The organism is Campylobacter sp. CFSAN093224 (assembly GCF_012897395.1).
Lineage (GTDB): Bacteria > Campylobacterota > Campylobacteria > Campylobacterales > Campylobacteraceae > Campylobacter_D > Campylobacter_D jejuni.
The window spans coordinates 587,364-601,666 of record NZ_CP040607.1 but is presented as its reverse complement, the minus strand read 5'-3'; the positions used below and the strand labels follow the sequence as shown (position 1 = coordinate 601,666).

The 14,303-nt window shown below is 31.2% G+C and carries 12 protein-coding genes; 6 read left to right on the top strand and 6 right to left on the bottom strand.

Annotated elements, in window-relative coordinates; all coding sequences use genetic code 11:
* The first annotated feature begins 42 nt into the window (after window positions 1–42).
* The 4 genes from aspS to msrA are packed head-to-tail and all read left to right on the top strand — an operon-like array spanning window position 43 to window position 3,435.
* Complete coding sequence (aspS, locus tag FBF11_RS03155) at window positions 43–1,794, top strand: aspartate--tRNA ligase (protein WP_057097074.1); 1,752 nt, start codon at window positions 43–45, stop codon at window positions 1,792–1,794.
* Window positions 1,791–2,369, top strand: coding sequence for an adenylate kinase (locus tag FBF11_RS03150; RefSeq protein WP_002868428.1), 579 nt, complete (start codon window positions 1,791–1,793; stop codon window positions 2,367–2,369). Before aspS ends, FBF11_RS03150 begins: the two co-directional genes overlap by 4 nt.
* A gap of 9 nt (window positions 2,370–2,378) precedes the next feature.
* Entirely contained in the window at window positions 2,379–2,897 is a 519-nt protein-coding gene (ppa, locus tag FBF11_RS03145; protein ID WP_002852138.1) for an inorganic diphosphatase, read from the top strand.
* Between the two features lie 40 nt (window positions 2,898–2,937).
* Window positions 2,938–3,435, top strand: coding sequence for a peptide-methionine (S)-S-oxide reductase MsrA (gene msrA, locus FBF11_RS03140; RefSeq protein WP_002874288.1), 498 nt, complete (start codon window positions 2,938–2,940; stop codon window positions 3,433–3,435).
* Window positions 3,436–3,610: 175 nt separating this feature from the next.
* Here the strand turns inward: msrA and FBF11_RS03135 are convergent, their stop codons facing one another.
* The 5 genes from FBF11_RS03135 to ilvC are packed head-to-tail and all read right to left on the bottom strand — an operon-like array spanning window position 3,611 to window position 7,730.
* Window positions 3,611–4,450, bottom strand: coding sequence for an RsmB/NOP family class I SAM-dependent RNA methyltransferase (locus tag FBF11_RS03135; RefSeq protein ID WP_079744478.1), 840 nt, complete (start codon window positions 4,448–4,450; stop codon window positions 3,611–3,613).
* 28 nt (window positions 4,451–4,478) lie between these two features.
* Window positions 4,479–4,862: a Holliday junction resolvase RuvX gene (gene ruvX / locus FBF11_RS03130; protein WP_002852281.1), complete on the bottom strand. Its 384-nt coding sequence runs from the start codon at window positions 4,860–4,862 to the stop codon at window positions 4,479–4,481.
* On the bottom strand, window positions 4,859–5,632 hold the full coding sequence (locus FBF11_RS03125) for a DNA-processing protein DprA (protein ID WP_002868431.1): 774 nt from the start codon (window positions 5,630–5,632) through the stop codon (window positions 4,859–4,861). Before FBF11_RS03125 ends, ruvX begins: the two co-directional genes overlap by 4 nt.
* The gene (locus tag FBF11_RS03120) at window positions 5,622–6,704 is read right to left on the bottom strand and encodes a divergent polysaccharide deacetylase family protein (RefSeq protein WP_002859983.1); all 1,083 of its coding nucleotides are present in this window, start codon (window positions 6,702–6,704) and stop codon (window positions 5,622–5,624) included. Before FBF11_RS03120 ends, FBF11_RS03125 begins: the two co-directional genes overlap by 11 nt.
* 3 nt (window positions 6,705–6,707) lie before the next feature.
* The gene (gene ilvC, locus FBF11_RS03115) at window positions 6,708–7,730 is read right to left on the bottom strand and encodes a ketol-acid reductoisomerase (protein ID WP_057097071.1); all 1,023 of its coding nucleotides are present in this window, start codon (window positions 7,728–7,730) and stop codon (window positions 6,708–6,710) included.
* A 118-nt stretch (window positions 7,731–7,848) separates the two neighbouring features.
* On the opposite strand from ilvC, the gene FBF11_RS03110 reads away from it, so the two are divergent.
* Both FBF11_RS03110 and holA read left to right on the top strand, forming a co-directional pair.
* Window positions 7,849–9,783: a ribonuclease R family protein gene (locus tag FBF11_RS03110; RefSeq protein WP_057097069.1), complete on the top strand. Its 1,935-nt coding sequence runs from the start codon at window positions 7,849–7,851 to the stop codon at window positions 9,781–9,783.
* Entirely contained in the window at window positions 9,776–10,741 is a 966-nt protein-coding gene (gene holA / locus FBF11_RS03105; protein WP_052785213.1) for a DNA polymerase III subunit delta, read from the top strand. The genes FBF11_RS03110 and holA overlap by 8 nt, the downstream gene beginning before the upstream one ends.
* Before the next feature lie 230 nt (window positions 10,742–10,971).
* Here the strand turns inward: holA and FBF11_RS03100 are convergent, their stop codons facing one another.
* On the bottom strand, window positions 10,972–14,193 hold the full coding sequence (locus FBF11_RS03100) for an autotransporter outer membrane beta-barrel domain-containing protein (RefSeq protein ID WP_168977453.1): 3,222 nt from the start codon (window positions 14,191–14,193) through the stop codon (window positions 10,972–10,974).
* Window positions 14,194–14,303 lie beyond the last annotated feature (110 nt).

The following is a 14,303-nucleotide window of genomic DNA, read 5'->3' as shown; positions in this document are numbered from 1 at the left end:
TTTTGCTCATTATCTTAAAAAATCTTTTTTCAAGGAATAAATTTGCGAAGTCATTATAATACAGACTTGGGAATTTCCCATGTTGGTCAAAGCGTTAAACTTTGCGGTTGGGTAAATAGCTACCGCGATCATGGTGGAGTTATTTTTATAGATTTAAGAGATAGAAGTGGTATTATCCAACTTGTTTGTGATCCAAATGATAGCAAAGAAGCTCATGAAATCGCTTCCAATGCAAGAAATGAATTTGTACTTATTGCAGAAGGCACTATTCGTCCGCGTGGCGAAGGACTTATAAATCCTAAATTAAAAACAGGAGAAATCGAAGTAGTTGTTTCTAAACTTACCATAGAAAATGAAAGTGCCGTACCTCCTTTTGCTATCGCTGATGAAAGTGTAAATGAAGAATTACGCTTAAAATATCGCTTTTTAGATTTAAGAAATCCTAAACTTTATGAAAATTTTGCCTTGCGTTCTAAAGCTTGTATAGCAGCTAGAAATTCTTTGGCAAATATGGGATTTTTAGAAGTTGAAACCCCTATTCTTACCAAAGCTACTCCCGAAGGCGCAAGAGATTATCTCGTGCCTTCTCGTGTGCATCAGGGTGAATTTTATGCTCTTCCACAAAGCCCTCAGCTTTTCAAACAACTTTTAATGTGTAGCGGTTTTGATCGTTATTTTCAAATCGCAAAATGTTTTAGAGATGAAGATTTAAGAGCTGATCGCCAACCCGAATTCACACAAATTGATATTGAAATGAGTTTTTGCGAACAAAAAGATGTAATCAATGTAGCTGAAACTTTTTTAAAAGATATTTTCAAAGCTTGCGGCAAAGAAATTCAAACCCCTTTTAGACAAATGCAATACAAAGACGCTATGGAAAATTATGGCTCTGATAAGCCGGATTTAAGATTTGATCTTAAATTTATTGATGTGATTGATATTTTCGCTAAGTCAAATAATGAAATTTTTGCAAATATTGCCAAAGATACAAAGAAAAATCGCATCAAAGCCATACGCGTTCCAAAAGGCGATACTATTTTTTCAAAAAGACAAATGCAAAGATTTGAAGAATTTGTGCGTAAATTTGGCGCCCAAGGCTTAGCTTTCATACAAGTTAAAGAAGATGGGCTTAAAGGTCCACTTTGCAAATTCTTTAGCGAAGAAGATTTAAATGAGCTAAGCAAACGCTGTGAGCTTGAAGTAGGAGATGTGGTATTTTTCGGTGCAGGAGCTAAAAAAACCGTGCTTGATTATATGGGAAGATTTAGAATTTTCTTAGCCAACGAATTAAAACTTATAGATCCAAATACCTTGGAATTCTTATGGGTTGTTGATTTTCCTATGTTTGAGCAAAATGATGACGGAAGTTATTCTGCGATGCACCATCCTTTTACCATGTCAAAAAATATTGATGAGACTGATTTAGAAGAAATTTCATCTATTGCTTATGATGTAGTGTTAAATGGCGTTGAGCTAGGTGGAGGTAGTATAAGAATCCATAAAAATGATATTCAACAAAAAGTATTTAAACTTTTAAATATCGATGAAGAACAACAAAAAGAAAAATTTGGCTTCTTGCTTGATGCTTTAAGTTTTGGTGCTCCACCACATGGAGGTATCGCTATAGGACTTGATAGACTCATCATGCTAGTTACAGGAGCAAACAACATAAGAGAGGTTATAGCCTTTCCAAAAACCCAAAGAGCGCAATGCTTAATGACAGATGCACCATCGCCTGCTAGCAATGAAGCAATGAGAGAATTAGGAATCAAATTAAGGGAGAATATAAAATGAAAGAATTGTTTTTAATCATAGGTGCACCAGGTAGTGGAAAAACTACCGATGCTAGTTTAATCGCACAAGCAGATGCGACAAATATTACACACTATTCAACAGGAGATCTTTTAAGAGCTGAAGTAGCAAGTGGGAGCGAGCTTGGAAAAACTATAGATAGTTTTATCTCCAAAGGCAATCTTGTTCCTTTAGATGTTGTTATAAATACTATAGTTTGTGCTCTAAAAGCTGCTCCAACTAAAACTATCATCATCGATGGCTATCCAAGAAGCGTAGAGCAAATGATGGAATTTGACAAGGTTTTAAGTGAGCAAAATGAAATTTGTCTTAAAGGTGTCATAGAAGTAAGAGTAAGCGAAGAAGTTGCCAAAGAAAGAGTTTTAGGCAGAAATCGTGGTGCAGATGATAATGAAGAAGTGTTTTATAATAGAATGAAAGTTTATACAGAACCTTTAAATGAAATTTTAGATTTTTATCAAAAGAAAAAACTTCATTTTATTATCGATGGGGAGCGCACTATCGAACCTATCGTTGCAGACATGAAAGAACTGATTAAAAAAATTCAAAGTATATAAGGAGAAAAAATGAATTTAAGCAAAATCAAAATCGGAGATATTCCAAATAAAATCAATGCCGTAATCGAAATTCCATATGGCTCAAATATCAAATACGAAATCGATAAAGATAGTGGTGCTATCATGGTAGATCGCGTTATGGCTAGTGCGATGTTTTACCCAGCAAACTATGGTTTTATTGCCAATACTTTGGCTGATGATGGTGATCCTGTAGATATTTTAGTGCTTAATGAATATCCTATCCAAGCTGGAGCCGTGATTCCTTGCCGCTTAATCGGTGTTTTAATCATGGAAGATGAAAGCGGAATGGATGAAAAACTTCTTGCGGTTCCAAATTCAAAAATAGATGCAAGATATGACAATATAAAAACTTACACAGATTTACCACAAGCAACTTTAAATAAAATCAAAAATTTCTTTGAAACTTATAAAATTTTAGAACCAAATAAATGGGTTAAAGTGCAAGATTTCAAAGATGAAAAAGCTGCAATTGAAATTTTAGAAAAAGCAATCAAAAACTACAAATAATCCTAGCCCTTCAAAGGGCTAAACTCAAGGAAAACTCGCAATGAAAAATATCGTTTTAGGTGGTGGTTGTTTTTGGTGTGTTGAAGCCGTATTTGAACGCCTAAAAGGTGTAATCAATACTGAAGTTGGATATAGCGGAGGAAATCCAAATCCTAGCTATGAAAGCGTGTGTAATGGTGATGGCAACATAGAAGTTGTCAAAATAAATTACGATGAAAAACAAATCTCTCTTCTTGAAATCTTAACACTCTTTTTTAAAATTCATGATCCAACAAGTATAGATAAACAAGGTGGAGATATTGGTATACAATATCGCTCAATAATCTTTTACGAAAATGAAGAAGATAAAATTTTAGCTCAAAATTTCATCGAAGAACAGCAAAAAATATTTAGCAAAAAAATAGTTACTAAAATTTCAAGATTGCAAACTTATTACAAAGCTGAAAACTATCATCAACATTATTTTATAAATAATCCCAATCAAGGATATTGTCAAGCTATAATAGCTCCAAAACTGCAAAAAATACAATCAGACTAATTTCATCTTTTTAAGGTTAAAAAAATTTCAACTTTATTCACAGCCTTTTCACGCTGTGATTTTCTTTTCAAAGTACTTAAAAATAGAACTTTAAGCTTTAAAATAAAGAAAAAATTATTTATTGTTTTTTAAGTTTTTTTATGAATTTGTATTTAAATGTGAATAATTTTATCAATTAACATAATTTCCTAAGCTTAGCTATAAAAAATCCATCATAGTCTAAGCTTGGTAAAATCCGTCTGCATTTTGAAATTTCAGCAAATTCTTCACTTTGCCCTGCTTTAGCCTCAACATTTTCCAAATCAATATCTAAAAGCTCTAATTTAAACTCACTTTTTAAAGCATTCTCTATCACTTCTTCATTTTCTTCCTTGGTAAAGGTGCAAGTACTATATACAAGCTCTCCGCCTATTTTTAATGCCTTTAAAGCAGAATGTAGAAGTTTTTTTTGAGTTTTTGCAATATTTTTGATTTCTTTATAACTTTTTTCCAAATCAAAACCTATTTTAGCAAAAGTTGAACAAGGTGCATCAAGTAAGATTTTATCAAATTTTAAAGGGCATAAATTGCCTATATTTTTACCATCTTTCATAAAAACTTTAGCATTCACGCCGTAATTTTTAAGATTTTTTTGCAAAATAAAAAATCTATCCCTACTCATCTCATTGCAAGCTAAATAACCTGTATTTTGCATAAAATTTGCAAGATTGATACTTTTACCACCCGGAGCTGCACACATATCAAGAACCCTTTGCCCTGCTTTGACTTCTAAATTTAAAGCACACAAATAAGAAGAATAATTTTGTATATAAAAGTGCGCCTCATTAAAAGCTTTCATAGAACTTAAGATAGCCTTATCTTTGGCATCAAACAAATAACAATAAGCATTGATCTTTTTAAATTTTAATTTTTGTTTTAAAAATTCTTTTTCTAATTCTTCAATGCTAGTTTTTAAAGTATTTGCAAATACACAAACATTTTTTTCTTGAGCAAAAGAAGATAAAATATTTTGCATTTCATCTTTGGTATAAAGTTTTTCTATTCTAGAGAGCAAAATAATCCTTTATCATGATAAAAGCGGATAAAGAGTCTAATTTACCATCTTTTTTGCGTGTATTGGCTACGCCGTATCCTAAAGCTTCTTTGCTTGTTCCGCTTTCATCTACAAAGCAAATTTCTTTATCAAATTCAAGCAAAGAAACAAAATGCTTAATGCGTCTTGTCATTTCTTCTTCACTTGATCCACCCTTAGGAATGCCTACAATAAGTAAAGAAATTTCATGTATTTTAAGTAAATTTTTGATTTCATTAGCGGCTTGATTGCGATTTTTTCTTAAAACTGCATCTAAAGGCAAAGCGATCTTTTTATCTATGCAAAGCGCTACACCTATGCGTTTTAAACCTACATCTAAAGCCAAAGCTCTCATGCTAAAACCCTTATAAAAAGCCCTTCTATGGAAATTTTTCCCTCAAGTTCATATTCATAAACTTTTTGTCCATAAATTTTTAAAGCCTCATCAACACTCACACCTTTTTTACAAAACTCTAAAAATTCATCTTGATTTATATCTATACTTGCAAACTCACTTACAAATTCTTTAAAATCACAAATTAACTTTGCTTTATTTTCCTTTAAAAGAAAATTAGTTCCTGTGCTTTCTTCTAGTCTTTGTGGTAAAACATATAAAGGTTTATTGAGTTCTAAAGCAAGTTTTGCACTCTGCATAGAACCACTTTTTATATCTGCTTGTGCAACCACAACGGCCTTACTTAAAGCAATAACCAAACGATTTCTTAGTAAAAAGTCATAATTTTTTGGCAAATAATCATCTTCGTATTCACTTAAAGCTAAAGCATTTTCATAAATTTGTTTAATGATTTTTTCATTAGTTCTTGGATAAATTTGATCTAAACCATTAGCAAAAATACCTATAGTATTTGGCATAGCTGCCATACTTGCGGTGATATCCACACCCAAAGCACCGCCACTTACCACGCAAAGATGAGCATTTTTAAGCATACTCGCTAAGGAAAAAACACAATTTTTCGTATAAACACTCATACGCCTTGAACCTATAATAGCGATTTTATCTTGTTTTAATAAAGATAAATTTCCTTTATAGTGTAATTTTTTAGGAGGCTTTTTTAAATCTTTAAAAAGTTCTAAAAATTCATCAGGCAAAATTTCACTTGCCATAAATTTCACTCAAATACACAAGATCAACGCTTTTTAACAAATCTTTACTTTGCTCTAAAGCTTTAAAAGTATTTTTTCTAGGATGTCCTATGGCTATAACAAAACCTTTTTTTTGTGTAAGTTTTACCGCACTTTCAAGTTGTTTTTTAACATAATTAACATCATCTTCATTATCCAAAAACACATCTCTTTGTATATAAGGAACATTTAACTCTTTGGCTATTTTATTTGCTTTAGAATTTCCTATAGTTTTAGAATCTACAAAAAATATATTTTGATTTTTTAAAACCTCATAAAGCTTTCTCATAGCTTCTTCATTGCTTGTAAATAAACTTCCCGTGTGATTATTGATGTATCTTAAATCCTTAAAATCTTTTTTAATTTGCTTGATTTTTTTAAAAATTCTTTCTTTGCTATCATTTGGATTTAAAGTATCAAGCTCGGGTTTATTGTAATTAATTGCTGCTAAAGGTAAATGCACCATATAAAAATCAAATTTTAAAGCAAGTTTTGGCGTTTCGCTATGGTTTTTATCTGGCGGAAAAAAAGAAGGATTTAACTTTAAATTTAAAGCTTTTAAACCTCTAACCTGACTTGCATTTGCCATATCATCGATAATAATAGCAAGTTTTGGTTTTTTAGAAATTTTATTTAAATGAATATCTTCATTAAAAGTTAAATTTTGATCTTGGGTTAAATTTGTATCTTTTAGAATAAAATTTTGTTCTAAACTCTGATTTTGTTCTAAACTTAAATTCTGCTCCACACTGCTTAAATTTTGCTCATTTAAACTTGTATTTAAATCATCAATTTCTTGAATTTTTTGCTCTAAAATACTTACAGATTTATTATTATCAAACTCATTCTCTTGAAAAATACCAATTTCATAATGATCTTTATTTAATGAAATTAAATCTTCTTGCTTATCAATAAAATAATCCGGCTTAACAGAAGAAACATCTTGGGAATTTTGATATTTTACTAAAATTCCCAAAGCTAAAGCTATGCAAAGTAAAAAAAGTATAGCTATGATTAAATAACGCTGAATTTGAACTAATTTTTTCTTCGACAATGTTTAGTTCTTATCTTTATCTACTAATTTTTTAGCACTGATCCAAGGCATCATAGCACGCAAATTGCGCCCTGTTTTTTCTATCAAAGAATCATTCATATTTTTGCGTTCTGCATGCATTCTAGCAAAACCTGCACGGCGTTCTAAGATAAAATCTTTTGCAAAAACACCATTTTGTATATCTTTTAAAACACCTTTCATCGCTTTTTTAGTCTCTTCAGTGATAATCTTTGGCCCTGTAATATAATCGCCGTATTCTGCAGTATTTGAGATAGAATAACGCATATCTGCAATACCGCCTTGATAAATCAAATCCACAATGAGTTTCATTTCATGCAAACACTCAAAATAAGCCATTTCAGGTTCATAACCTGCTTCAACCAAAGTCTCAAAACCTGCTTGAATCAAAGCACTAAGCCCACCACAAAGCACGGCTTGTTCACCAAAAAGATCTGTTTCTGTTTCAGCTTTAAAGGTTGTTTCTATAATACCTGTGCGTCCACCCCCAATCGCACTTGCATAACTTAAGGCTAAATTTTTAGCATTTTTACTTTCATCTTGATGAATAGCTATCAAGCAAGGAGTTCCACCTCCTAAAGTAAATTCATTTCTTACTGTATGTCCTGGTGCTTTAGGTGCTATCATGATAACATCTACACCTTTTGGAGCAACAATTTGACCATAGTGGATATTAAAACCGTGTGCAAAAGCTATAGCCTTGCCTTCACTTAAATTTGGTTTTATTTCGACATTAAAAATATCTGCTTGAATTTCATCAGGAGCTAAAATCATAATCACATCTGCCATCTTAGAAGCCTCGCTTACACTCATTACTTCAAAACCAGCATTTTTTGCCTTAACAGCACTTACACTACTTTCGCGAAGTCCGATAATTACATTTACGCCATTATCTCTTAAATTCATCGCATGAGCGTGTCCTTGAGAGCCAAAGCCTATGATTGCTACTTTTTTTGATTTGATTAAATTTAAATCACAATCTTTATCATAATATACTATAATAGCCATATTCACTCCTTAAAAATTTAAAAATTAAAGGTGTTATTATAGCAATTAAAGTATAAATTTCATATTTTTTTTATAAACTTTATGTAAGAATTTTACAAAAAATCATAAAGTATCAAAAGTGAAAGAATTTTTAAACAGTCTTAGTTATGGCATCAGTTCTCACGAAGTAAGCAATGAATTTAAACAAATTTTAAGAGAACTTTTAGCCAATCATATCATCAAAGAACATAAAAACAAATATTATCTTAACAATGGTTTTGCCTTTGGAGTACTTGATATTTCAAGCAAAGGCACAGGTTTTTTACAATGCTTTGATGAAAGTTTCAAAAAAGATCTTTTGATAGAAAACAAAAACCTAAAAGGTGCCAACTATAAAGATATAGTCGCAGTAAAACTTCTACCTTTAAAGAAAAAACGCCCCAGTGCAAAGGTGATTTTGGTTTTAAAAAAAGCCAATGAAACTTCTTTAGTGATCACCAAAAGGTATGGCGAAGCCGTGCTTGGAATGAATATCAAAACAGGATTAAGCACCGCCTTAAAAGCTTCTCAAAAATCCTTAAAAGCACTACCTTTAGGGACAATTTTAAAAATAGAAAATGAAAATAACAATATCATAGAAGTTTTAGGGCATATCCACGATGAAAGCGTAGATGAAAAAATCTCCCTAGCTCTTTTTAATAAAAATAACGAATTTAGCGATGCTTGCATTAAAGAAGCTCTAGCAAACGGTGATAGTGTTGATGCGAGTATGTATAAAAATCGCATGGATTTAAGAGCCTTGCCTTTTTGCACCATAGATCCTATACATGCAAAAGATTTTGATGATGCGATTTATTTTGACACCCAAAAACGAGAAATTTATGTAGCTATTGCTGATGTTAGCGAATATGTTTATGCTTATAGCGCTATAGATAAAGAAGCAAGAAATCGTGGATTTTCTATTTATTTTCCACATATTGCTATACCTATGTTACCGCATCCTTTAAGTGAAAATATCTGTTCTTTAAAACCTCATTTAGATCGCTTAGCGTATTGTTTTAAAATCACACTCGATCATGAAAATAAAGTCATCAAAGAAGAACTTTTTGAAGGTATTATCAACTCAAAACGCCGTTTTAATTACGATGAAGTTGATGAAATTTTGGTACAAAAACCTGATTTAAAAGAACTTTCATGGCTTTATGAGCTTTTTGAAATCACAAAAAATTTACGCAAAATGCGTCTTAAAAATGCCTTTGAATTTCGCACCGAAGAATTAAGAATGAATTTAGATGAAAATTTAAGTCTAAAAAGCACAGTTTTTGAAAAAGACACGCCTTCGCATAATTTGATCGAAGATTGTATGCTTTTAGCCAATAAAGCCGCAGCAAAACTCATAGATATAGGCGTTTTTAGAAATCACTTAAGTGCTGATACAAGAAAAATCGATAAGCTTTTAAATGAATTACGCGAACTCGGAATCGATGTAAATTTTAAACCCAATCTTCCTGAGCTCATACGCGACATACAAGCTTTAGCTGATGAATTAAATTTAAGAGCAGAAGTAGATAAACTCATCATCAAAGCACAAAAAAAAGCGGAATACTCTAGCGTAAATGCGGGGCATTTTGGCTTAGGTTTTGATAAATACTCACATTTTACAAGCCCTATAAGAAGGTATTCTGATCTTATTTTACACAGACTTTTAAAAGCCAAACAAAAAAACGATGAAAAACTTTTTAATTATCTACTTTTAAACATAGAAAGCACTTGCGAGAATCTTAGCACACTTGAAAGAGAGGCGGATAAGGTTGCTTTTGATTTTATGGATAGAAAATTTGCTAGATGGGCAGCTAAAAATATAGGCAAAAAATTTAAAGCTTTAGTTGTCCAAAATGATGGAGTTTGCATAGCCAAACTAGATGATGAAATCAAAGGAGCGGATATAATCCTTTATGATACGCGTGTAAATTTGCTAGAAAATGTTGAAGTACAAATCATGGAAGCGGATATAGTTATGGCAAAAATTTATGCTAAAATCACCCAAAGACTTATAAAGGAAGAAAATGTATAGAAAAGAGCTCCAAACCCTGCTTTCTAAAGATTCAATACCTAATTTTTTCTTTCTTTATGGAGCAGATAATTTTCAAAGCGAACTTTATGCTGAATTTATAAAAGAAAAATATAAGCCCGATGAAACTTTGAAACTTTTTTTTGAAGAATACAACTTCACTCGTGCGAGTGATTTTTTAAGCGCAGGATCGCTTTTTAGTGAAAAAAAATTACTCGAAATTAAAACTTCTAAAAAAATTCCAACAAAAGATCTTAAAGTTTTAGTCGAACTTTGTAAAAACAATACGGACAATTTCTTTCTTTTAGAGCTTTATGATGAAAGTTCTAAACAAAGCGATATAGAAAAAATTTTCTCTCCTCATTTTGTAAGATTTTTTAAAGCTAACGGAGCTAAAGAAGGCGTGGAGCTTTTAAGCATAAAAGCAAAACAACTAGGGGTTGAAATCACTCAAAATGCTTTATTTACTCTTTTTACAAGTTTTGATGAAAACTTATATCTTGCTGCGAGTGAGCTTAATAAATTTAGTGGTTTAAGAGTAGATGAAAAAACCATAGAACAATACTGCTATAGTTTGAATACAGGAAGTTTTGAAAGCTTTTTTGATAAAATTTTAAAGAAACAAGACTTTAAAAGCGAACTTGAAAAAATTTTAGATAATTTTAATGAAATTGCTTTAATCAACTCTTTGTATAATTCTTTTTATCGTTTGTTTAAAATCGCACTTTATGCTAAAGTCAATGGTAAAATTGATTTTAAAGATCTTTTAGGCTATACTCCACCTCCTCAAGTGGGACAAAATTTAAGCTCTCAAGCCTTTAGTTTAAAAATCGAACAATATAAAGAAATTTTCACTCTTTTGCTTAAATGCGAATACGAGCTTAAAACCAATTCTAAGCTCGTAAAAAAAGAATTTTTAATTTCAAATTTGCTTAAACTTGCAAGGATTTTAAAAAGTTAATTTTTACTCTTCAATCCTCTTCACTTCTTTTAATCGTATTAAAATAATTTAAAATGATTGTATTGTTAATCTTAACTGAGTTTTTAAAATACTTTAAAAGAATGATTGCAATCTAAAAAGAGTTTAATAACCTTAAAAACATCCATCCTAATAATTTTAAAATTATCAGGATGAAATTTTTAACAAGTAGGAGAGTAAACTAATTAAACTAAATATTATCTTTTATAAGATTACCAAAGATAATTAAACTGAGCAAATCCTGTATGGGTATTGCCATCTTTATCAAACATTCCATTATAGCTTAAACTAAAATGGAAAGCTTCATTAACAGGAATGATAAAAGAAGTGCTTACAAATTTTTGTACTCTTGGTAAATCAAACTCATCACTTACTTTTATATTACCAAATCTAGCCTCAGCTTCTACTTTAGGATTGATATTAAACTTAGCTCCAAGTTCTACTGAAGTTTTTAAATTAGGCAACCAATCTCTAAACCAAGTAAGACTTGTTTTAGTAGAGAAAAGATTTAAATAGTTTGCATAGGTTCTTTCTCCACCTTTAACTGTTGCTTGTCCTATGGTGTCTTTCATAGAAAAAGCTTCAGTATAACCTCCTTCATAAGCAAGACCTATTTCAGGAGAGAATATATCTTTATTAGAAATAAAATTCATACCTAAGGCTGTATTGACTCCATAAGCATAAGAATTAGGTTCAGCTTTAGCTTCATTATTTCCTATTTTTTCAGTTAAATCATTTTTAATCAAAGCAGCTTTACCTTGAGCTTTGATATAAACTTCTTGACCTTTTTCTGTAGTAAATAAGGTATTAAAGTATTTTAAACCTGCATAATAGGTTCTATTATTAATATCAAAATAAGTTGAACCCATTTTTGTATCTTCATAACCTGCATACACACCATATATTCCACTGTCTTTTAAAGTAGAATAACCTATAATGGTTCCTTTAGTGTGTCCTTTACTTTCTTCATTTAAAGAAAGTTCAACATTCTGTGAAGAAGTATAAGGAAGGATGAATAAAGAATGTTCTTTATTAGAACCATAGCTTCCATTATTTAAATCACTCTTTATATAATCACTTGCATCTGCATATAAATTACCCTTTTCAGACATAGCGATGCTTTGAGATTTACTTGAAGAAGCTAAAGCAAAGCTTTGCATAGAATTACCCATAACATTATCTATAAAGGTTGATCTTCTTGAAGTAGTAGAGATTAAAGATCTAAAGGTTGCACCTGATATGGAAGCATTAAGATTAAAATCTGTAGTAAGCTTTCCTGTTATTGGATCAAAGCTTAAAGATATTTCTCCACTTCCATTGGTTCCTATATTGCCAATATTGTTTTGATTAACACCTGAGATGATGTTATTTATATCGTTTAGCTCTTCAAGATCAACATTGCTTTGATCTACGGTGATGTTTTCTACTTTTACATTATCTTTACCACTTCCACCTATAACCACAGTGTTTAATTTACCTGTGTTTTTATCTGTAGAAACAAGCCAATCTTTGATTCCAACACTACCACTACCATTGTTAGTTACTGTATTACCATTGCTATCTTTACCTACTGAGCCTTGATTGGAAATAACTAAATCAGCATTACCATTATTTGTAATACCTCCACCTATAGTAGCACCTTCTCCATTAGAAATTTCAAGTTTATTATCACTATTGTTAGTAATAGAACCACTTATACCTGTAGATGATGTAGAAGTGTTAGTGATAGAATCAAGTTTACTATTTTTATCTACAGTAATTGAACCAGAAATAGCTCCATTATCTTGATTAACAAGACCACCTTCTACCTTAGCTCCATCTTCTATCTTGATATCACTACCTATAGAAGCATTACCCATATTGATTATATTTCCTTGAAGTTTAGTGTTTTTCCCACTAACAGTAATACCACCTGTTATACTTCCTGAGCGATGGTTAACTATGGCTCGATTCGAAGTAGCCGTAACAGTTGCTCCATCTTTTATGGTTATAGAGCCTGTTATTTTTCCACTTCGATTCAATATACCAGCACCACTTCCACCTTCTACCCTAGAACCTTCGCCAGATAAAATCATTTCTCCACTTAAAGAGGCACCATTATCCAATCTTATACCATGGACCTTACCTTTTATAATGCCGCCATTTTTAAGTTCTATTTTTTGAGTTCGTGAGTTAGCATCTAATGAAATTCCACGTTGATCACTATAAATTCCACTTACTGTGCCATTACTTGAACTTCCATCTATATATAAATCTCCTAGAGTTTGCCATTGACCCACTCCTATTCCCTCGTATTTTCCATAAACCATACCTCCATCTTTTATGGTAAGTGTTCCAAATTTACCATAAGTTACAGCTATTCCAAAACTATTAGAATTGACAGTTCCTGTGTTGATGATATTTTCTATAGTACTACCATTTTCGAGTTTTATACCAGCAGCCCAAGTTGCCGAATTGTTTTGATTAATGGTACCTTTATTTGTAAGAGTTTTAACACGACCTCTGCTCATGTAAATACCAGCACTTTCACCATCCACAATGCCTTCATTGATCAATTGGTCTATAGTTCCATTTAATCTTATAGATATAGCATGTCCTTTTATGGTTCCCGTATTTTTTAATGTTTTTACATTAGCATTTATCTGTATTCCATCGTTCGTTGCAGCAATTAAACCGTCATTGACGAAGGTATTTATTGTTGAACGAACATTTACACCCATTTTCTTGCCTTCAATAGTTCCGGTATTGTTAAAATTCCCTATACTTGTTCCTTGAGATATATTTACTCCTGTGTCTTGTTTACTCTTAATAATCCCACTATTAACAAAACTTGATATATTGGCGTTACCAAAATAAATACTTTCACCGGCATTTGAATGAATAGTTCCACTATTGGTAAAATTATTAATAGTAGATTTATTATTAGAATTTCCCCAAACTGTTACTCCAAATTTAGAAGAACCATTGCCTATGATGCCTTGATTATTAAAGGTTTCTATGGTAACACCGTTATTTCCATTTGCTCCTAGTTGAACACTAGCAGCATTGTTTCCACCTATAAGAGTTCCTTTATTTAAAAAGGTAGAAGTTGAAGAATTTGGTTGAAAGTTTACTGCTTGTTGGCTACCATTAGAAATAGTAATAGTTCCACTACTTTCTATAACTAGAGTATTGCCGGTGTTACTTACAGTTTTAGTTAAAGTTTGTGAATTATTTATAGTCTCATTATTCGAACTTTTAGAACGAACACTTGACCTAGCTTTAGTATGTCTATTTGTTGCCTCTTCGTAAGTTTCTATTTCAGGAGTAAGTGTAGCATGAGTACAACTTGCCGAAAAAGAAATAGCAGCTAAAGATAAAACTATCTTTTTAGAATTTAAACAGGAATTTTGTATATCTTTTGTGTATGTTTTAGTTAATGCAGTTTTATTCATAAATATTCCCTTTCCTTTTATATTTATATTTTCTTGTTTATATTTAAAAATAATATAAAACTGTAATATGAAAATAGTGAAGACTATATAATAATTATACTTAAATTATT